Here is a 19,229-nt window from a genome sequence, read left to right as displayed (position 1 = left end):
CAAAAAAATGTCTTATACTTGCAGTGTCTTACATATACAATCAAAATCTAATATATATGATTCTATCATTTAATATTGAATACCGCACCAATTGGGGAGAAGAAGTAAGGATTTCCGGCTTATTTCCGGAATCAATTCCTTTACACACCACCGATGGTATCTATTGGACGGCAGAACTTGAGCTTGAAATCCCTCAAGAAGGGATGACTATCAATTATAGCTATCAGATAGAGCAAAACGGAATAGTTATCCGCAAGGAATGGGACAGTTTTTCGAGATCTATTTTCTTATCAGGCAGTTCCAGGAAGATATACAGAATCAATGATTGCTGGAAAAATATCCCGGAACAACTGTATCTTTATAGTTCTGCTTTTACAGAAGCCTTACTAGCACATCCTGAAAAAGAGAATATCCCGCAAAGATATAAGAAGGGACTGGTTATCAAGGCCTACGCCCCACGTATCAATAAAGATTATTGCCTGGCAATTTGTGGCAACCAGAAATCATTAGGTCACTGGGACCCGGAGAAAGCGGTGTTGATGAGTGATACCAATTTCCCGGAATGGCAGATAGAGCTGGACGCCAGCAAACTAAAATATCCGCTGGAATATAAATTCATCCTCTACAACAAACAGGAAAAGAAAGCAGACTGCTGGGAGAAAAACCCTAACCGCTATCTGGCAGACCCGGAACTGAAGACCAACGAAACGCTCGTGATTTCCGACCGATATGTTTATTTCGACATTCCCGCATGGAAAGGGGCAGGAATCGCTATACCCGTATTTTCTTTAAAATCAGAGAAAAGTTTCGGAGTAGGTGATTTCGGCGATTTGAAACGTATGGTCGACTGGGCAGTAAATACTCGCCAGAAAGTTATTCAGATTTTACCGGTCAACGACACCACCATGACTCATGCATGGACGGACTCTTATCCTTATAACAGCATTTCTATTTATGCTTTCCATCCGATGTATGCGGATATCAGGCAAATGGGAACTCTGAAAGATAAAGAAGCGGCATCGAAATTCAGCAAGAAGCAAAAGGAACTGAACAGCCTCCCTGCTATTGACTACGAAGCGGTCAACCAAACTAAATGGGAGTTTTTTAACTTACTGTTCCGACAGGAAGGAGAAAAGGTATTGACTTCCAAAGGTTTCAAAGATTTCTTTGAAACAAACAAGGAATGGCTGCAACCTTATGCAGTCTTTAGTTATCTGCGCGATGCCTACAAAACGCCCAATTTCCGCAAATGGCCGAGACACTCTGTTTACCAAGCGGAAGATATAGAAAAAATGTGCCAACCGGGAACGGCAGATTATCCTCACATCTCGTTGTATTATTATATCCAGTATCATTTGCACCTGCAATTGTTGTCTGCAACCGAATATGCCCGCCAACACGGTGTCGTATTAAAGGGGGATATTCCGATTGGCATCAGCCGCAACAGCGTGGAAGCCTGGACAGAACCTCATTACTTCAATCTCGACGGACAAGCGGGTGCTCCGCCCGATGATTTCTCGATCAACGGGCAAAACTGGGGATTCCCCACATACAACTGGGATGTCATGGAAAAAGACGGATACCGCTGGTGGATGAAGCGTTTTCAGAAAATGGCGGAATACTTCGATGCTTACCGGATCGATCATATCCTCGGGTTCTTCCGTATTTGGGAAATACCAATGCACGCTGTACACGGATTGTTAGGTCAGTTTGATCCTTCTTTACCGATGAGCCGGGAAGAAATCGAAAGTTATGGCCTAACGTTCCGGGATGAATATCTGCTACCATTCATCCATGAATCTTTCCTCGGACAGTTGTTCGGACCGCATACCCATTTAGTCAAACAAGATTTCCTTGAATCGGTTGATAACTCCGGACTTTATCGGATGAAACCGGGATTCGAAACACAACGGGAGGTAGAGCAATTCTTCGCCGGTAGAAATGATGAAGATAGTGTGTGGATTCGGGAAGGGCTTTATTCATTAATCAGCAACGTCTTATTTGTTGCGGATAAGAAAGAGGAAAGTAAATACCACCCGCGCATCGGTGTGCAACGGGATTTCGTATTCCGGTCGCTGAACGAAGCAGAGAAAAATGCGTTTAACAAACTATACGACCAGTATTATTATCACCGGCACAACGAGTTCTGGTATCAGCAAGCAATGAAGAAGTTACCTCAACTGACACAGTCAACCCGCATGTTGGTTTGTGGAGAAGATTTGGGGATGATTCCTGCTTGTGTGTCGTCGGTGATGAATGATCTCCGGATTCTTAGTCTGGAAATTCAGCGGATGCCTAAGAATCCGATGTATGAATTCGGGCATTTAAATGAATATCCGTACCGGTCTGTCTGCACAATCTCCACTCACGATATGTCTACGTTGCGTGGCTGGTGGGAAGAAGATTATCAACAGACCCAACGTTACTACAATGCAACGTTAGGACATTATGGAGTTGCACCGACAACTGCCACCCCGGAGTTGTGCGAGGAAATCGTACGCAACCATCTCAACAGTAATTCCATTCTCTGTATCTTGTCTTTCCAGGATTGGTTATCGATAGACGGGAAATGGAGAAATCCGAATGTGGCGGAAGAGCGAATTAATGTTCCATCCAATCCACGCAATTACTGGAGATACCGGATGCATCTCACTCTGGAACAGTTGATGAAAGCAAAAACACTTAATGATAAGATTAGCGAATTGATTAAATACACAGGAAGAGATCCGAATAAATAGAATAAAAGGTACAAGTAACTTTCAAAAAGGATATTTTCCGGACACTACCGACGCGGATAACACTAGATTAAGAACGCTAAAAATCTATGTGATCCGCGTCATTCGTTTTTCAAGGATATATTGATAACAGAGGTAAAATAAGGAGTTTCAAAACATAGTCAACCATTTTTTTCGCAATAATATCATTACTATATATCATACTTTTTCGCTTTTCGCATCATTCGTTTATTTTTTCAATGTTCCTCTTTTTATTCCGATTTATAAAGTATCTTTGCGCCGAAAAAGAGAAATTAAAAGAGATAATGGAAGGCAACCAGAGCAGACGTATTGATTTTGTGGACTTAACCAAAGGAGTCTGCATTATCCTTGTGGTAATGGCACACGTTGGAGGGGCCTTCGAACAACTGGATACGAATTCGATGTTATCCTGTTTCCGCATGCCGCTTTACTTCTTTATCTCGGGAGTGTTTTTCAAATCATACGAAGGCCTGTTCGGATTCATTCTACGAAAAATAAACAAATTGATTATTCCTTTTCTTTTCTTCTATTTAAGTGCATTTCTAATGAAATATATTGTTTGGAAGATTGCTCCAGGAGTGTTTCAACTGCCTGTGTCGTGGAATGAACTCTTGGTTGTATTTCATGGACACGACCTTATCAAGTTCAATCCACCGATCTGGTTTCTACTCGCATTATTCAATTGTAATATCCTATTTTATCTAATTCACTTTCTGCGTGAAAAGCATCTGCCTGTCATGTTCGCTGTGACAATCCTGATTGGTTGCGCAGGATTTTATCTCGGAAAATTACAGATAGAGTTACCCCTGTATATAGATGTTTCCATGACTGCCCTCCCCTTCTATGTGGCCGGTTTCTGGATCCGACGGTATAATTTCTTTCTATATCCCAGCCATCGTTTCGACAAACTGATACCGGTTTTTGTTGTATTGGCACTGGTGGTAATGTACTTTACCGCTACTACATTGGGGATGCGTACCAACAATTATACGGGAAATATTTTTCAAGTATATATCGCTGCGTTTGCAGGAATATTTATGATTATGTTACTTTGCAAAAAAGTGAAGAAGATAAAGGTTGTTTCTTACTTGGGACGATATTCAATCATCACCTTGAGTATTCATGGACCGATACTCCATTTTTTAGGTCCATTAGTCAGCCGTTATATTCACAATAGTTGGGCACAGGCAAGCGCACTTTTGCTTATAACATTAAGCATCTGCCTTCTGCTCACACCCGTCTTTCTTAAAGTGATTCCACAAATGGTTGCACAGAAAGACCTGTTAAAAGTCAAACAAGATCACACTAAAAAGACAGTATATGAAGATAAACAGTAGCTATATCCTTTTGAAAGAAATTCGTTGTTACGCCTATCACGGAGTCGCACCGCAAGAAAATCTGATTGGGAATGAATATCTCATTGACCTGAAACTGAAAGTAGATATCAGCAAAGCTGCCCGGACAGATGAAGTTACCGACACCGTCAACTATGCTGAAGTACATCAGGTGATAGAAAATGAAATGGCTGTTCCCTCAAAATTGCTGGAACACGTTAGCGGACGGATTATACAAAAACTCTTTGACCAATTCCCCTGTATTGAAGAAATCGAACTCCGGCTTTCCAAACGAAACCCACCGATGGGAGCAGATATAGAGTCCGCAGGAATTGAGCTACACTGCAGCAGGAAATAAAATATCACAGTTGGAAATGAAACATAAATGACGAAATGCAGATAATACGATATTAATAAAGTAATCCGTATCATCTGCATTCCTTTTTAAGCAAGATCTGCTTCTATTTTCACAGCCGTAAACTACCGGCTTATTTTCTCTTCTTTTTTCTTCTATTTACCGATTCTACAGCCTCCGTCACCACAGGTTTATCCTGGAAACGTTTCGTATAACTGGAATAGTCCGGATGAATACGTTCGTAATCAGGATCCATAAATAACGGACTGGAAATAATATGATCTGCCGTAGAACGGTTACAACAGAAAACTATATTTTCTACACCGGCCAAACGGGTTAATGCTTTCACATCCGTATCATGCGGTTGCAGTGTCATGGGATCCGTGAAGAAAAAGAGATAATCAATCTGCCCATCCACAATACGTGACCCCATCTGTTGGTCACCACCTAACGGACCTGATTTTAAAATCGTAAAATCCCACTCTTCATCAGGATGTTTCTCCTTCAATGCTTCCAATATCAAAGTACCTGTAGTACCCGTACAGTAGAATTTATTACCCATCAACAGTTCCGAGTTCCATAGCACCCATTCGATGAGGTCTTTTTTCATTGCATCGTGTGCTACCAGCCCGATGCCTCTTCTAACCTTTGATTCCATTTGCTATCCTTTTAAAATCCGACAATTGAGAGAACCGTTTGCATCCTCTCGCATAAAACTGCCACAAGATACTACTTTTTGTCCGTTCAGGTATCGGATTCAAAGTTTTTTTTCTCATATTCTCTTCACGGGATAAAGAAAATGACGGACATAGTTGTTTATACTCTTTCCGCGCACGTATCACAGCACGAGCATTGTCCCAGTGCCCTTGCAACAAGAAATTAAACGCTGCCACATAATCGAGACAGGCCCGGATACGCATCACTTTATTTAACTCCTTCTGTGGAAGATTCTTATAGAGCATGACAAGATTATTACGGAAATTAAGAAAAGTCTTACGAGGATTCTCTTTTTTAAGAGTAGCTCCTCCTACATGATAGACAATACTTTGAGGTACACAGACAATCTCACGATTCCGCGAACGAAGTCGCCAGCACAAATCTATTTCTTCCATGTGAGCAAAAAAAACGTCCATCCAATCCTCCTACATTCACATAATCAGTGTGCCGGATAAACAACGCTGCCCCCGTTGCCCAAAAAACAGGAATCACCGTATCATATTGGCCTTCATCCTTCTCCACAACTCCCATTATACGCCCCCTGCAGAAAGGATAACCATATTTATCAATAAAGCCACCAGCCGCTCCGGCATATTCAAAATATTCTTTTTGTCGTTGACTTCGTATCTTCGGCTGACAAGCAGCCACCTCCGGATGAGCATCCAAATAAGCAATCATTGGTTCCAGCCAATGCTCCGTCACCTCGACATCTGAATTCAAAAGAACTACATATTCTGCGTCGACCTGCTGCAATGCCCAATTATATCCATCGGCAAAGCCATAATTTTGGTCGAGCACAATCGTTCTGACAGAAGGAAATTCCTGTTGAAGCAAACTCACAGAAGTGTCCGTAGAGCCATTGTCAGCTACACAGACCTCAACCCCCTCCCCCTCTGAATAGCGGACGACGGACGGAAGAAAAGTACGAAGCATATCGCACCCGTTCCAATTCAAGATTACAACTGAAACCTTCATCATTATTCTTTCTTCTTATTCAATTCCTCCTGTTCCAGCTGATCAGCCTCTTCTTTGGTTAATTTCCAGCGTTTATGAGACCATAACCAGTATGCCGGTTCCCTGCGAATCGTTTGCTCCAACCTATGGGCAAACATTTCTGTGATTTCTCCTTCTCTTGTTTCTTTCGGTGTTTCCGTCATTAACTTGAACTCCGCTTCACAATACCCTCTACGCTTCTTACTAAGCTCACAATAAAAAACAGGGAAGTTCATCATTTTAGCAATACGCTCCGCACCATCCAGGAAAGCCGTCTCCTGCCCCAAAAAAGTAGTCCAGTATTTATCATACCCACTGGGCCATTGATCGGTAATCAGCCCAACTACCATCTTTTTCCCATCACGTTTCAACTTAATAATTTCACGTGCTGTAGAATGTTTCGGGATATTATATCCCCCGAAACGAGAACGAATACGTTTAAATAATTCGTCCAGATATTTGTCTCTCAATGGTTTATAAACTTGCACAGGGACATCTTCCGGTTTCATGATTGATCCCATACCTATTAACCACTCATAATTGGCGTAATGAGGAATCATTACTATAATACCTCCATACTTTTCAGTTAGTTCCAGATATTGCTTCGTATTCTTATAAGTCATTCTTGCACAAAGCTCTTCGGCAGACATATGCAACAATTTCAAATCCTCAAGCATATAATCCGACAGATAACGATAAAATTTACGCTCTATCTGCAATCTCTCCGCATCTGTTTTTTCCGGGAACGATCTAAGCAAGTTTCCCCGAACCACTCTCCGGCGATATTTCCCAATACGATACATCAACAGACAATTAAGATCCGAGAGCATATACAAAACCCGGAACGGAAGTGCCGAAAACAACCACATTCCACTATATACCAGCCAATAGATAAGTTTGGATCTCATACTTATATCAAAATTGTACTTTTAAGTGCCGTCCTCTCTTCATTAAAGTCTCCCAGGCGTACGTTAACCACCCGATTATCCAGTGAATCATCATTTTCCACCTCTACACGGATATAATTCTCCGTAAATCCATGCATCGGAACACCTGTCTTCGATTTTTCTATCAGCACCGGCATTACCTGCCCGATATGACGCGCGTAAAAAGCCTGTGTCTTTTGGTCCGATAGTGTCAACAGACGTTGACTACGCTGATGCTTCTCTTCCGGAGAAACCACATATTCTATTTTTAAGGCTTGCGTTCCAGGACGTTCGGAATAGCTAAACACATGCAACTGCGTCACATCCAGTCCATCAATAAACTGATAAGCCTGTTCAAAGTATTCGGGCGTTTCTCCACGGGTTCCCACAATCACGTCCACTCCGATAAAAGCATCCGGCATCACCTCTTTTATCTTCCTTACTTTCGAAGCAAAAAGAGCAGTGTCATAACGACGGCGCATTAGCTGCAAAACCTCATCACAACCGGATTGCAAAGGGATATGAAAATGAGGCATAAAACTGCGGGAGTGAGACACAAACTCAATAATCGCATCAGTCAACAGATTGGGTTCTATGGAAGAGATACGATAACGTTCGATTCCTTCAACCTGATCCAATGCTTTTACTAAATCAAAGAAACTCTCTCCTGTTGTTTTGCCAAAGTCTCCGATATTCACTCCGGTCAGAACAATTTCTTTTCCTCCCTCGGCAGCCGCTTGACGGGCCTGTTCAACCATGGAAGCAATAGTCCCGTTACGACTTCGTCCCCGGGCAAAAGGAATCGTGCAATAAGAACAAAAGTAATCGCATCCATCCTGCACCTTCAAAAAGAAACGGGTACGGTCTCCCCGTGAACACGAGGGAGAGAATGAACGGATATCTTTGGTCGTCGTAGTGATAGCTTCTCCTTTTTCATGCTTTTGGAGGTCGCCCAGATATTGAAGCAATTCTCCTTTCTGTTCCGCTCCCAACACTACGTCCACTCCATCTATCTTTGCCACATCACCGGGCTTCAATTGCGCATAACATCCGGTCACTACCACAAAAGCACCAGGGTGTTGTTTTACCAGACGATGAATCGCTTGCCGGCATTTCTTATCCGCCATCTCCGTCACCGAACAGGTATTTACCACACAGATATCAGCTTTCTCTCCTTTACGCACAGTCCGAACTCCTGCCTCACGCAGAATTTTACCAATAGTTGAAGTCTCTGAAAAATTTAATTTGCAGCCTAAAGTATAATAAACGGCTGTCTTATTTTGAAATACAGTGGTATCTATCATAAGCTGTTATAAACACATTAACTTTGCAAAGTTACACATTATTATTAGTAAAACGCTTTTGGATACGAAAGTTTATTCCTATTTTTGCACAATTCACTAAAAAACGTGCAATGATTAAAGAGAATTTCATTAAACTATACGAAAATAGTTTCCGTGAAAATTGGGATCTACCTTGTTACACAGATTATGGAGAAGATACCCAATATACTTATGGGGAGGTAGCTGAAAAAATCGCCCGTTTACATCTGTTATTCAAACATTGTAGCCTCCGCAGAGGGGATAAGATTTCAGTTATCGGCAAAAACAACGCTCACTGGTGCATCGCCTATATGGCAACCATCACGTATGGAGCAATCATTGTTCCCATCCTTCAAGACTTTACCCCCAACGATATTCATCATATCGTCAATCATTCCGAATCTGTATTTCTGTTCACCAGCGACAGCATTTGGGACAATCTGGAAGAGGAAAAACTAACGGGACTGCGAGGCGTATTCTCACTGACCGATTTCCGGTGTCTTTATCAGCGTGACGGAGAAACCATACAGAAGTTTCTGAAAAATACCGATAAAGAAATGCATTCTTTGTATCCGAAAGGATTTGCCCGCGAAGATGTTCAATATACCACTTTATCCAATGATAAAGTGATGCTATTAAACTATACTTCCGGAACCACCGGTTTCAGTAAAGGAGTGATGTTGACAGGGAACAATCTGGCAGGAAATGTCACTTTCGGTATCCGCACCGAACTTCTTAAAAAGGGAGACAAAGTACTCTCTTTCCTCCCACTCGCTCATGCATACGGCTGTGCGTTCGACTTTCTGACTGCAACCGCTGTCGGCACCCATGTCACTCTGCTTGGTAAAACTCCTTCTCCGAAGATTATAATGAAGGCTTTTGAGGAAGTGAAACCCAACCTTATTATTACTGTCCCGCTAGTGATCGAAAAGATATATAAGAATATCATCCAGCCACTCATTAATAAAAAAGGAATGAAGTGGGCACTCAATATTCCTCTGCTCGACACCCAAATCTACAACCAGATACGCAAAAGACTAATTGATGCACTGGGAGGCCGGTTTAAGGAAATCATTATCGGCGGTGCCGCTATGGACAAGGAAGTAGAAGAATTCTTCTACAAAATTAAATTCCCTTTTACTATAGGTTACGGTATGACGGAATGTGGGCCACTAATCAGCTATGCCCCTTGGGATGAATTTGTACTAGGCTCTTCCGGAAAGATTCTGGATATAATGGAAGCACGTATCTATAAAGAAAACCCTGAAGCAGAAACCGGAGAAATCCAGGTTCGGGGAGAGAATGTGATGGTGGGCTATTACAAGAATCAGGAAGCAACGCAGGAAGTATTCACGCAGGACGGCTGGCTACGCACCGGTGATCTCGGTTCCATGGACAGCAACGGAAATATTTTCATCCGGGGACGCCTCAAGACCATGATCTTAAGTTCAAGCGGACAGAACATCTTCCCCGAAGAGTTGGAAACAAAACTGAATAACCTGCCTTTCATTCTTGAAAGTCTCGTTATCGAACGCAACAAAAAATTAGTAGCACTCGTTTATGCCGATTATGAAGCGTTGGATTCTCTCGGATTAAACAATCCGAATAACCTGAAAACAATCATGGATGAAAATCTTAAGAATCTGAACAGCAATGTAGCCGCTTATGAAAAAATCAGCAGAATCCAACTTTATCCTACGGAATTTGAAAAAACTCCCAAAAGAAGCATAAAAAGATACCTATATAACAGTATTGCTGTCGATTAGCATGTTCTAAAACATACGAAAAAGGGAGAAAAGTAGCTAGTTACAAAAAAAATTATAAAAAAAGTTGGTATTTCGAGAACAACATATTGAAAAAGTACATAACTTTGCAGCGTTTTAATAAAGCAATTGATTGTATTACGTTTTTAAAAAGCAAAGAAAATGAAAAAATTAGTTTTGATGGCCGTAGCTATCGTAGCAGTATCATTCGCATCATGTGGTAACAAAGCAGCTGACGCAGCAAAAGCAACTGCAGATTCTATCCGTATCGCTGACTCAATCGCAGCAGTAGAAGCAGCAGCTCTTGAAGCTGAACAAGCAGCAGCCGCAGCAGCAGATTCTTTGAATGCTGATAGCACTGCAACTGAAACTGTAGCTGAATAATTCAGAAACAGCTTAGAGAGAATTGAAAGTCTGCCATGCAAAAGCATGCACAGACTTTTTTTATGCTTCAATTTTAGCAATTCACACGCTATTTAGCGTATGAACTCTTCACAAAAGGAGCGTCCAACAAATAATCCAAGCTCACTTCCACACTCTCTTCTACCGGCATACTATAACCCTCGATTTCAGCAACGAGATAGTTAACACCTGCAGTTTTTGCATTCTTAAAGATAGCGTCAAAACCTACCATTCCGCTTTGTCCGATCTCTCTGTGATCCTTAACATGGAATATCTTGAAGCGGCCGGGATATTTATTAAAATAATCAACAGGACTGTTTTGTCCGCGAACTACCCAATAAAGGTCCATCTGGAAGAAGACATATTCAGGATTCGTATGTTCCAGCATATAATCATACATTACTTTATCTTCTACTTTCTGAAATTCATGAGCGTGATTATGATATCCAAATGACAAACCTTGTTGTTTGCAACGTTTGCCTATCTCATTAAAATAAGTGCAATATGTATTCAAATCTTTAAGCGTTTTTGGAACATCCATCCAAGGAGCTACGATGTACTTCATTCCTGCAGCTTTATGATCGGCAATACACTGATCCCACCATTGAAGAGACTCTGACAAGTCACCGGAAGCCAATTCTTCTTTGGACAATTGTCTGGTACAATGTGAAGACAAAACTTTTAATCCTGCCGATTCGACATCTTTCTTAAACTGTTGGGGAGTCCGGTCATAAAATTTACCGTTGTTATAATTGGCAGCTTCAACACCGGTATATCCCATGTTTGCCAATTTCTTCAGAAGAGCAGTATAAGTGGGGTCACACTTACCATTTTTATTGTCTACCTTATTCAATATATCTCTGACAGAATAGAGTTGAATAGCTACTTCTTTTTTAGCTTTCTTCTTAGTTTGTGCCGTCATTGCCTGTGGAATCATGAAAAGAGCAGCCAACGCACATAAATAAATTTTTGTTTTCATATAATAGATATCAGGGGATTACAATTATTAGATTTATATAGAAAAAACAGGCACGGATTACACAGACTTCACGGTTACTCTATGGCAATCGCCATTCAAAAAAACGTGAAATACGTGTAACCCGTGCCTTCTTATTACTATTTGATTAGTCCAAAACCTTCACGCGGATGTTGCGGAACCAAACATCATCACCGTGATCTTGCAAACCGATGAAACCTTCGTGATTTTCGCCACCACAGTTATTCAGCAATTCAAATGCCAAAGGCCATTTATCTTCGCTGAACTTACTTGCCTGCAACATATCAGTCCATTGTTTTGTCCACAAATGATATTCAAGTACGTTTTCATCGTTTTGTCCATGAACCACTGTACCTTTATAAACCATAATCTTAGCCTTGTTCCATTCGCCAAACGGTTTAGAGTTTTGAGGAACTGCCGGAATCATGTCATACAAAGAAGCCGACTGACGATTGTTATCTTTACCCAATTTAGCATCCGGATGATTGGCATTATCCAGGATCTGATATTCAGGTGCGGAAATATAAATAGGTTCAAGCACATCATTACCATCTTTGTCTTTAGAAGTAACTTCCTGAGCTAAATACAGAATACCTGAATTGCTACCTTTAGCAACCTTCCATTCCAATTCCAACTCGAAGTTTTTAAATTTGTGAGCAAAGATCAAGTCACCACCATCACCGTCTTGAGCTTCACCACCGCCAGAACCGTTGAATTTGATACAGCCATCTTCGATTGTCCATTTAGTAGGAACACGGTCTTTTCCATAACCACGCCATCCGTTAAATGTTTCACCATCAAAGATTGTGATATAACCATTTTCGTCAACAGGCAGATTCAAACTATCAGTTTCCGGTGCTTTCAATGATTTAGAGTAAGACAATGCAACTTTGCTCGGTTCTTCCTGAGCATTTGCTTTTTTCTGACCACCGCAAGAAGCAAAAACTCCTGCAGCAAGACAACAACAAGCTAATGGATAAAATACTTTTTTCATGATAATAACGATTTAATTTTTTATCTTTAATTTCTAATTTATCTCGGCATATCAGGCAGTCTCCAGCCGTCACGATAAGTATGTTTCACTAATTCAGCAGCAAACTGTTTCGCATTAATCGGATCAGTCCATGTCTTGTCAAATGTCGGATGACCATCATGAATCTTGAATCCGTCTTTGATAACGGTACGGATCGTTTCGTTATCACCAATATTCGTAAAGCACATGTTAGCTCCATCCCATTCAAGAGTCTTATTCAGCGCTTGCAAACGAATAGCCAATACACCCATTGCCACCATTTCATTCATTGGTCCGGCTTCTGAGAAATCAGACTTAGTCATGATACGGTTAGATTTATTTTCTTTACATGCACGTACCCAGTCCATCTCGTGACCACCGTTCATAGCATTGGGAACACGACGACAAACCTTTGGCGCATTTGGTTTACGACCAGAAAGCAACCAAGGATTCTGTCCATAACATCCGCAAATCAAAGTATCTTTCGTTCCGTGGAAAATAGTCAAACCACCACCACTCTGCATCAGTTGTTTTCCTTCCGGGAATCCTTTCGGACGTTCAGGCATCATACCGCCATCGTACCAATGTACTTCCACTTCAGGCATAGCTACTTTCGGCATATTTTCACGAGCAGGGAAAATCATTTTCACATGCTGTGCCTGCGGAGCACAAGCATTCAACAATAAAGTAGATGACCCTTCCACTTTAGTAGGATATTGCAATTTCAATGCTCTAAACGGCTGATGCAAAATATGGCAAGCCATATCGCCTAATGCACCTGTTCCATAATCCCACCATCCACGCCAGTTCCAAGGATGATAAATAGCATTGTAAGGATTCATTTTAGCAGGACCTGTAAACAAATCCCAATTCAATGTGCTAGGAATTTTATCAACCTTTTCAGGAACATTCAATCCTTGCGGCCAAATAGGACGGTCTGTCGCACATTCCACCTTAGTTATATCACCGATTTCACCATTCCAAATCCATTCGCATACCAAATCCGTACCTTCATCCGATGAACCCTGATTACCCATCTGAGTAACAACACCTGTTGAAGCAGCTAAATTTGTCAATAAACGAGATTCATAAACAGAGTGGGTCAACGGCTTCTGACAGTACACGTGCTTTCCCATTGTCATTGCATCAGCAGTGATGATAGCATGAGTATGATCGGCAGTTGCAATAATCACACCGTCGATAGATTTACCCATTTCTTCATACATCTTACGATAGTCCCAGTATTTTTTAGCCTTGGGGAATTCGTCGAACACACCTTTTGCATACTTCCAATCCACATCACAAAGAGCCACAATATTTTCAGTGCCCTTTACGTGATTAATATTGGCATGTCCCATACCACCAATACCCACGGCTGCAAGATTCAGTTTGTCAGTAGGCGAAATATGCCCGTGGCTCATACCTAAAATAGTACTGGGAGCAATAGTAATGCCGGCTAAAGCAGCAGCCCCCGTTTTGAGAAACTTTCTCCTCGAAATGTTTGACATGATTTTATTTATTTAAGGGTTAATAATCTTTGGAAGGTTGCCATGCAACAGTCCATATCCATTTTTCATGTTTCTTCTTCGCTCGCGTATTTGCTCCAGAGTGCGCAAATTACCAATAGCGGGCAAATCGTGTTTGCGTGTGTCTTTCAAGAATGTCCACGCATATTCGGATGCAATGGCCGAATCGCGCATGGACGGTAAGCGGGAACTGCGCTTTCCGGTTTCTACCGAATCAGCAAACAGGTCGCACAATACGTCTATATTCTTGCCACCGAAAGGCTTCTCCACACGAATGGTCTGATTGACACCGTGCAGATCGACAACAGCAGTATTGAAGTCATGCGTCATACGCACAACTCCTTTTGTACCTATAATATCCACATACGAATTATGTGTCTGGTCTTTAGATAATTGTCCATAAACAAAACCCTGAGTAATATCGAAGACTACGCCATTTTGGAAAGTTCCATGACATTGTACCCACCAAGGATCTTTATAATTCCACATATTCACTCCCTGAGCATTCCATGTTCTATAATCACAGCCTGCATACCAACGGGTAATATCGACATAGTGCATTCCACAATCATGGAAAGCCGGCCCCTCATACTCATGACCTTCGCCCGGCGCCAAACCGGGAGTCATGTGGCAAATACGGATAATAGCCAATTCTCCGATTTCTCCTTGCTCGATATACTCTTTCATTAGATTATGGTACCAGGAATTCCGCAGATACAAGTTTACCGCAGAAATGAGGTTGGCATTTTCTGTCATTTCCACGACCTTCCACTCATTTTCCATGGTATCTGCAATAGGTTTTTCTGAAATAATGTGCTTGCCGTAGCAAATAGCTTTTTCTATTTGTTCCATCCGCGAGTCGGCCAAAGTGAAAAGACCGACTACCTGTACACTTTCATCCTCAAAAACTTTTTGATTATCTTCTACTATAAGAGATTCAGGAGATAACTTCTTAGCCAATTGACGTGATTCCGGATCTGTATCGCAAATATAAGCAATATTCCATCGCCCACTTCTTGTCATCGCTTCCCAATAGAATCTTCCCATTCTACCGAAACCGATAATTCCAACTTTAATTCTCGTGTCTACTGAAGATTGCGTGTTCATAATAAAACATAGTGAATTTAAGTACAAATAATAGATGAAGTATCAATTTTCACCATCAAGCTGATGAGTAAAAAACTGATATTGCAAATCTAGCCAAATAAATAACGGCTTATTTGACTTACACTACTTTATGTAGATATTAAATTAGCATTTTATCCTATTAATCAAATACTTAGCACTTCAAGTATATCCAAAAAATGTAGATGATTTGGAAAGGGGGGCAACAGTAAAATGATAATTATGTCTCTTGAGTTGAACTAATTTTCATAATTTCGTTCTCAAATTCATCTCTGTCGACAGCAGCTTTATTTCTCATCTTCGTACGATAATTATAAACCGTACTTGTAGAGCACCGGAGGAAGTTCGCTATCTTCCCACTATCCGTAATACCCAAGCGTAATAAAGCATAAATACGAAGTTCCCTATTCAATAAAGCATCCGGTTTTAAAATAATCTTCTCTTCATCTTTCAATAAAGCATTAAAATCTGAAACAAAAGTAGGATACAAACCTAAAAAGACCTTATCGAAACGGGCATACAGTGCACTAAGCTCTTCATCAATAAGCGCAGACGACTTCAGCTTCTTAATCAACTCGTCATAGTACTTATTAATAGCTATTTTATACAGCATATTCTGGTATTTCTCCATTTTGTGGATATAACTAAAGCACACATCGAAAAATTCGGCTATATAATATTCCTTTATGCCATTAATTTCATACAACTGATTATTGGTGTCATTCAACTGGCTGTTCATATTATTCAGTTTATTGTTCAGCCGCAGAAGTTCTTCATTACTTTGCGCCAATGCCTGCTTTATTTTCAACGTTTTCTTCATCTGAATATAGATAAAAACAACGAGCAGAATCAAAAGGAAAAGGATAACGCTTGTAGAAATAAGAAAAGTAGTCAGATGCGATCTTGATTTAGCCTGTTCCGCCTGATAGGCAGTGTTGATAATAGAATTAAATTTATAGATTTCAATTGCGCGGAAATGAATACCAGAAGAAATTACATCATCAATAGCGGATTGTGTAAACTTAAAAGCATCGGCTAGATTCTTTTCTTCGTATTGTATCAACGCAAGAGATTGAAGAGAGGCATTTTCACGCGTTGCATTCCGTGTATCGGCAATCGCCGACAATATCAGATATTTTTTTTCCTCATCATATTTCTTCTGATGGTGGCATAACCTGGAATACGAATGAGTAATCATGGCATAATTAGGCGTTCCCACCTCCTCAATATCCAACAATTCTTTAAAAATTTCCTTCGATTTTAAGGTATCACGCCAGATATAATAAGAAGCTTGTGACATCCGGTAATCCCAAGAAGTGTGATCTATGAGAGCAAACAGTGAATCCTGATAAGCAGATTGTTGCTTTCCATACAGATTGTTGGCAACAGAAATAGAATAATGCCCCCAGAAACTGGAATAAGTTTGATAATAGTTTATTAATAAATCTCTGGGAAGTTCTGAAGTCTTTATACTTTTCAAAATAATCTCCGCTTCACGGAACCTGCCACACATCGAATATAAAAGACTAAGATGTAAAGACGACTGGTTGGTGAAATAAGGTCTATTCAACTGACGGGAAATCTCAATATTGCGATCAACATAATGAATAGCGGAATCAATATGAAATTTTTTATATTCGTTATATAACCGTAGATTGATTCTATATTCTCCTTCAAGAGTCAAACCAGGACTTTTCAACATACATTTTATCCGGTTTATCCGATCCTCTTTCTCTTTAACAAAGACATGCTTTTCATCTATCACTCTACGCAAAGAATCCGTCAATAATTTCAACTCATCATTCGCATAAAGAACACTGCCAATTCCCAAAGCAATCAGCAGAAGCAAAAACCTCTTCTTCAGAAAACAACAGTTGAATTTCATAATAATAATAGCAAAGATAACAAAAAAAGCGATTCATCCATTCAGAACAAATCGCTTTTTGTATATGAAGTAAATTTGCTCTTATTCAGCAACTACTTCGAAAGGAATTTCTACCGAAACTTCCTTGTGAAGCTTAACAATAGCCTTATAGCTACCAACTTCTTTCACAGCGTCTTTTACAACGATGATCTTTCTGTCAACTTCATGACCTAGCTTAGACAAAGCCTCAGCGATCTGGATGTTACCAACAGAACCGAAGATAGTACCGGTTGAGCTAACTTTAGTTGCAATAGTCAAAGAAACGCCTTCCAACTTAGCAGCCATAGCCTCAGCATCTTTCTTGATTTTCTCAAGTTTGTGAGCGCGCTGTTTCAATTCTTCAGCCAACATTTTCTTTGCAGAAGGAGAAGCGATGACAGCTTTTCCAGTCGGGATCAGATAATTACGACCGTATCCGGATTTCACGTTTACGATATCGTTCTTATAACCCAAGTTTACTACGTCTTCTTTCAATATAATTTCCATACTTTTCCTCCTTCTTATTTCATCATGTCAGTTACATAAGGCAGCAATGCCAAGTGACGAGCTCTCTTCACAGCCTGCGCGATACGACGTTGGAACTTCAAAGAAGTACCTGTAATACGACGCGGAAGGATTTTTCCTTGTTCATTCAAGAATTTCTTCAAGAATTCAGGATCTTTGTAGTCGATATACCTAATACCACTCTTTTTGAAACGGCAGTATTTTTTCTTCTTAACATCTACTGACGGCGGAGTCAAATATCTGATTTCTGATTGAACTTGTTGTGCCATGATTAATCCTCCTTTTTGTTTGATTTAACACTTCTTCTTTTTGCAGCGTATTCAGCAGCATACTTATCCATCTTGAAAGTCAAGAAACGGATTACGCGTTCATCACGACGGAAATTAAGTTCCAGCTTGTCAATTACAGTAGGATCTGCATTGAACTCAATCAGTTGGTAAAAACCTGTAGACTTCTTCTGAATTGGGTAAGCCAATTTCTTCAGTCCCCAGTTTTCTTCATTGATAATCTCAGCACCTTCAGCTTGAAGAACACCTTTGAATTTTTCTACCGCTTCCTTCATCTGAACATCAGACAAAACGGGAGTTAAAATGAAAACGGTTTCGTATTGATTCATACTTCGTTTAATTAAATAAATAAATTATTTGATTTTAAATGCGGGTGCAAAGTTAGACATTTTATTTTGAACTACAAATATTTAATCTTTTTTTGTATCCGAAGATAGGATTTATCCGGGAAGTGACTTACCTTTGCAAAGTTGTTTAAACAATAATTTCATGATAGAGCAATTTAATTTCGATATCCGGCTTATATTCGCCATATTAAATGGCAAAGTTTCCGCGGCAATCAACCGTAAGCTGTACCGTAACTTCCGTCAGAACGGGCTGGAAATCAGTCCGGAGCAATGGACGGTACTCATCTTTTTGTGGGAAAAAGACGGTGTTACACAACAAGAGTTGTGTAATGCAACTTTTAAAGACAAACCCAGCATGACCCGCTTGATAGACAATATGGAACGGCAGCATCTCGTTGTGCGCATTTCCGATAAAAAAGACCGCCGTACCAATTTGATCCACCTGACTAAAGACGGAAAAGAACTGGAAGAAAAAGCGCGCGTCATTGCCGGCCAGACTCTGAAAGAGGCTCTTCATGGCATCACCCTCGACGAATTGAGCATTGGGCAGGAGGTACTGAAAAAGGTATTCTATAATACGAAAGATTAAGCAGAAGAACAGATCTTAAAATCATAAAATCCACTAAATCGTGCATTTATAATGGAATTTTTATCCAAATAATTTCGCCCGTTAAAGAATTATGCTTTAATTTGTGACTGGAATATTATAATCTATTAAAATACACACGCATGAAAGGCTTATTAAAGAACTTAGGATTGATATTAATCTTGGCCGGAGTAGTCATCCTGTTGGGTTGTTCATTTACAGGTAATGTAAATAACAACGCCATTCTGGGTACTTCTGTAGTACTTGTAGTACTGGGACTCATTTCTTATATTGTTATTAATAAGAAGATCGCTGATTAATTTCGCAAAAATCAATAAAAAATCCGAACGAAC

Annotated in this window: 18 protein-coding genes and 1 pseudogene; 7 read left to right on the top strand and 12 right to left on the bottom strand. The window is 40.4% G+C overall.

The genetic code is table 11. The features are described from left to right. The first annotated feature begins 56 nt into the window (after positions 1–56). The 3 genes from HMPREF9010_RS07755 to folB all read left to right on the top strand — a co-directional run bounded on the left by HMPREF9010_RS07755 (position 57) and on the right by folB (position 4,448). Positions 57–2,738 (top strand): 4-alpha-glucanotransferase, encoded by a 2,682-nt coding sequence (locus tag HMPREF9010_RS07755; RefSeq protein ID WP_008650141.1) that lies wholly within the window; start codon positions 57–59, stop codon positions 2,736–2,738. Between the two features lie 302 nt (positions 2,739–3,040). Then, positions 3,041–4,093: an acyltransferase family protein gene (locus HMPREF9010_RS07760; RefSeq protein ID WP_032852829.1), complete on the top strand. Its 1,053-nt coding sequence runs from the start codon at positions 3,041–3,043 to the stop codon at positions 4,091–4,093. Beyond that, positions 4,077–4,448 (top strand): dihydroneopterin aldolase, encoded by a 372-nt coding sequence (gene folB, locus HMPREF9010_RS07765; protein ID WP_004299342.1) that lies wholly within the window; start codon positions 4,077–4,079, stop codon positions 4,446–4,448. The genes HMPREF9010_RS07760 and folB overlap by 17 nt, the downstream gene beginning before the upstream one ends. A gap of 130 nt (positions 4,449–4,578) precedes the next feature. Here the strand turns inward: folB and HMPREF9010_RS07770 are convergent, their stop codons facing one another. From HMPREF9010_RS07770 to mtaB, 4 genes and pseudogenes are all read right to left on the bottom strand, one after another. Continuing rightward, positions 4,579–5,103: a methylglyoxal synthase gene (locus HMPREF9010_RS07770; RefSeq protein ID WP_004306620.1), complete on the bottom strand. Its 525-nt coding sequence runs from the start codon at positions 5,101–5,103 to the stop codon at positions 4,579–4,581. Further along, positions 5,087–6,140 (bottom strand): annotated as a pseudogene (locus tag HMPREF9010_RS07775) (glycosyltransferase family 2 protein). Before HMPREF9010_RS07775 ends, HMPREF9010_RS07770 begins: the two are co-directional and overlap by 17 nt. Further along, on the bottom strand, positions 6,140–7,063 hold the full coding sequence (locus HMPREF9010_RS07780) for a lysophospholipid acyltransferase family protein (protein ID WP_008641027.1): 924 nt from the start codon (positions 7,061–7,063) through the stop codon (positions 6,140–6,142). The pseudogene HMPREF9010_RS07775 and the gene HMPREF9010_RS07780 overlap by 1 nt, the downstream one beginning before the upstream one ends. Before the next feature lie 2 nt (positions 7,064–7,065). After that, the gene (gene mtaB, locus HMPREF9010_RS07785; RefSeq protein ID WP_008641021.1) at positions 7,066–8,385 is read right to left on the bottom strand and encodes a tRNA (N(6)-L-threonylcarbamoyladenosine(37)-C(2))-methylthiotransferase MtaB; all 1,320 of its coding nucleotides are present in this window, start codon (positions 8,383–8,385) and stop codon (positions 7,066–7,068) included. Between the two features lie 110 nt (positions 8,386–8,495). On the opposite strand from mtaB, the gene HMPREF9010_RS07790 reads away from it, so the two are divergent. Both HMPREF9010_RS07790 and HMPREF9010_RS07795 read left to right on the top strand, forming a co-directional pair. Next, entirely contained in the window at positions 8,496–10,169 is a 1,674-nt protein-coding gene (locus tag HMPREF9010_RS07790; RefSeq protein ID WP_008650138.1) for a long-chain fatty acid--CoA ligase, read from the top strand. 159 nt (positions 10,170–10,328) lie between these two features. After that, positions 10,329–10,550, top strand: a complete 222-nt coding sequence (locus HMPREF9010_RS07795; protein WP_004306615.1) for a hypothetical protein — start codon at positions 10,329–10,331, stop codon at positions 10,548–10,550. A gap of 88 nt (positions 10,551–10,638) precedes the next feature. Here HMPREF9010_RS07795 and HMPREF9010_RS07800 read toward each other — a convergent pair whose 3' ends face one another. The 8 genes from HMPREF9010_RS07800 to rpsF all read right to left on the bottom strand — a co-directional run bounded on the left by HMPREF9010_RS07800 (position 10,639) and on the right by rpsF (position 18,272). Beyond that, positions 10,639–11,547 (bottom strand): sugar phosphate isomerase/epimerase family protein, encoded by a 909-nt coding sequence (locus tag HMPREF9010_RS07800; RefSeq protein WP_004299335.1) that lies wholly within the window; start codon positions 11,545–11,547, stop codon positions 10,639–10,641. Positions 11,548–11,692: 145 nt separating this feature from the next. Further along, entirely contained in the window at positions 11,693–12,559 is an 867-nt protein-coding gene (locus HMPREF9010_RS07805; protein WP_004299334.1) for a DUF1080 domain-containing protein, read from the bottom strand. Between the two features lie 38 nt (positions 12,560–12,597). After that, the gene (locus HMPREF9010_RS07810) at positions 12,598–14,085 is read right to left on the bottom strand and encodes a Gfo/Idh/MocA family oxidoreductase (RefSeq protein WP_004306613.1); all 1,488 of its coding nucleotides are present in this window, start codon (positions 14,083–14,085) and stop codon (positions 12,598–12,600) included. Positions 14,086–14,097: 12 nt separating this feature from the next. Next, positions 14,098–15,210, bottom strand: coding sequence for a Gfo/Idh/MocA family protein (locus HMPREF9010_RS07815; protein ID WP_008650135.1), 1,113 nt, complete (start codon positions 15,208–15,210; stop codon positions 14,098–14,100). Positions 15,211–15,448: 238 nt separating this feature from the next. Continuing rightward, positions 15,449–17,113 carry a DUF6377 domain-containing protein gene (locus tag HMPREF9010_RS07820; RefSeq protein ID WP_004326213.1) on the bottom strand — a complete coding sequence of 555 codons (1,665 nt, stop codon included), beginning with the start codon at positions 17,111–17,113 and terminating at the stop codon, positions 15,449–15,451. Positions 17,114–17,194: 81 nt separating this feature from the next. Beyond that, the gene (gene rplI / locus HMPREF9010_RS07825) at positions 17,195–17,638 is read right to left on the bottom strand and encodes a 50S ribosomal protein L9 (RefSeq protein WP_004299330.1); all 444 of its coding nucleotides are present in this window, start codon (positions 17,636–17,638) and stop codon (positions 17,195–17,197) included. Positions 17,639–17,652: 14 nt separating this feature from the next. Next, complete coding sequence (gene rpsR / locus HMPREF9010_RS07830; protein ID WP_002562536.1) at positions 17,653–17,925, bottom strand: 30S ribosomal protein S18; 273 nt, start codon at positions 17,923–17,925, stop codon at positions 17,653–17,655. A 2-nt stretch (positions 17,926–17,927) separates the two neighbouring features. Beyond that, positions 17,928–18,272, bottom strand: coding sequence for a 30S ribosomal protein S6 (rpsF, locus tag HMPREF9010_RS07835; protein ID WP_004306610.1), 345 nt, complete (start codon positions 18,270–18,272; stop codon positions 17,928–17,930). 160 nt (positions 18,273–18,432) lie between these two features. Between rpsF and HMPREF9010_RS07840 the strand changes: the two genes are divergently transcribed. After that, a complete protein-coding gene (locus HMPREF9010_RS07840) occupies positions 18,433–18,879 on the top strand; it encodes a MarR family winged helix-turn-helix transcriptional regulator (protein WP_004299328.1) in 447 nt (148 codons plus the stop codon). 140 nt (positions 18,880–19,019) lie between these two features. Continuing rightward, positions 19,020–19,196 (top strand): hypothetical protein, encoded by a 177-nt coding sequence (locus HMPREF9010_RS26375; RefSeq protein ID WP_004326214.1) that lies wholly within the window; start codon positions 19,020–19,022, stop codon positions 19,194–19,196. Positions 19,197–19,229: the final 33 nt, after the last annotated feature.

The sequence above is a fragment of the Bacteroides sp. 3_1_23 genome, from assembly GCF_000162555.1.
In the GTDB taxonomy this organism is placed as follows: Bacteria; Bacteroidota; Bacteroidia; order Bacteroidales; family Bacteroidaceae; genus Bacteroides; species Bacteroides ovatus.
Note: the sequence above shows the minus strand (reverse complement) of the source record. Positions and strands in the feature narration are given on the sequence as shown.

Bases quoted from the DNA above. Each gene is read 5' to 3' on its own strand.
- HMPREF9010_RS07755 (WP_008650141.1), top strand. From the start codon at position 57: ATGATTCTATCATTTAATATTGAATACCGCACCAATTGGGGAGAAGAA.
- HMPREF9010_RS07760 (WP_032852829.1), top strand. From the start codon at position 3,041: ATGGAAGGCAACCAGAGCAGACGTATTGATTTTGTGGACTTAACCAAA.
- folB (WP_004299342.1), top strand. From the start codon at position 4,077: ATGAAGATAAACAGTAGCTATATCCTTTTGAAAGAAATTCGTTGTTAC.
- HMPREF9010_RS07770 (WP_004306620.1), bottom strand. From the start codon at position 5,103: ATGGAATCAAAGGTTAGAAGAGGCATCGGGCTGGTAGCACACGATGCA.
- HMPREF9010_RS07780 (WP_008641027.1), bottom strand. From the start codon at position 7,063: ATGAGATCCAAACTTATCTATTGGCTGGTATATAGTGGAATGTGGTTG.
- mtaB (WP_008641021.1), bottom strand. From the start codon at position 8,385: ATGATAGATACCACTGTATTTCAAAATAAGACAGCCGTTTATTATACT.
- HMPREF9010_RS07790 (WP_008650138.1), top strand. From the start codon at position 8,496: ATGATTAAAGAGAATTTCATTAAACTATACGAAAATAGTTTCCGTGAA.
- HMPREF9010_RS07795 (WP_004306615.1), top strand. From the start codon at position 10,329: ATGAAAAAATTAGTTTTGATGGCCGTAGCTATCGTAGCAGTATCATTC.
- HMPREF9010_RS07800 (WP_004299335.1), bottom strand. From the start codon at position 11,547: ATGAAAACAAAAATTTATTTATGTGCGTTGGCTGCTCTTTTCATGATT.
- HMPREF9010_RS07805 (WP_004299334.1), bottom strand. From the start codon at position 12,559: ATGAAAAAAGTATTTTATCCATTAGCTTGTTGTTGTCTTGCTGCAGGA.
- HMPREF9010_RS07810 (WP_004306613.1), bottom strand. From the start codon at position 14,085: ATGTCAAACATTTCGAGGAGAAAGTTTCTCAAAACGGGGGCTGCTGCT.
- HMPREF9010_RS07815 (WP_008650135.1), bottom strand. From the start codon at position 15,210: ATGAACACGCAATCTTCAGTAGACACGAGAATTAAAGTTGGAATTATC.
- HMPREF9010_RS07820 (WP_004326213.1), bottom strand. From the start codon at position 17,113: ATGAAATTCAACTGTTGTTTTCTGAAGAAGAGGTTTTTGCTTCTGCTG.
- rplI (WP_004299330.1), bottom strand. From the start codon at position 17,638: ATGGAAATTATATTGAAAGAAGACGTAGTAAACTTGGGTTATAAGAAC.
- rpsR (WP_002562536.1), bottom strand. From the start codon at position 17,925: ATGGCACAACAAGTTCAATCAGAAATCAGATATTTGACTCCGCCGTCA.
- rpsF (WP_004306610.1), bottom strand. From the start codon at position 18,272: ATGAATCAATACGAAACCGTTTTCATTTTAACTCCCGTTTTGTCTGAT.
- HMPREF9010_RS07840 (WP_004299328.1), top strand. From the start codon at position 18,433: ATGATAGAGCAATTTAATTTCGATATCCGGCTTATATTCGCCATATTA.
- HMPREF9010_RS26375 (WP_004326214.1), top strand. From the start codon at position 19,020: ATGAAAGGCTTATTAAAGAACTTAGGATTGATATTAATCTTGGCCGGA.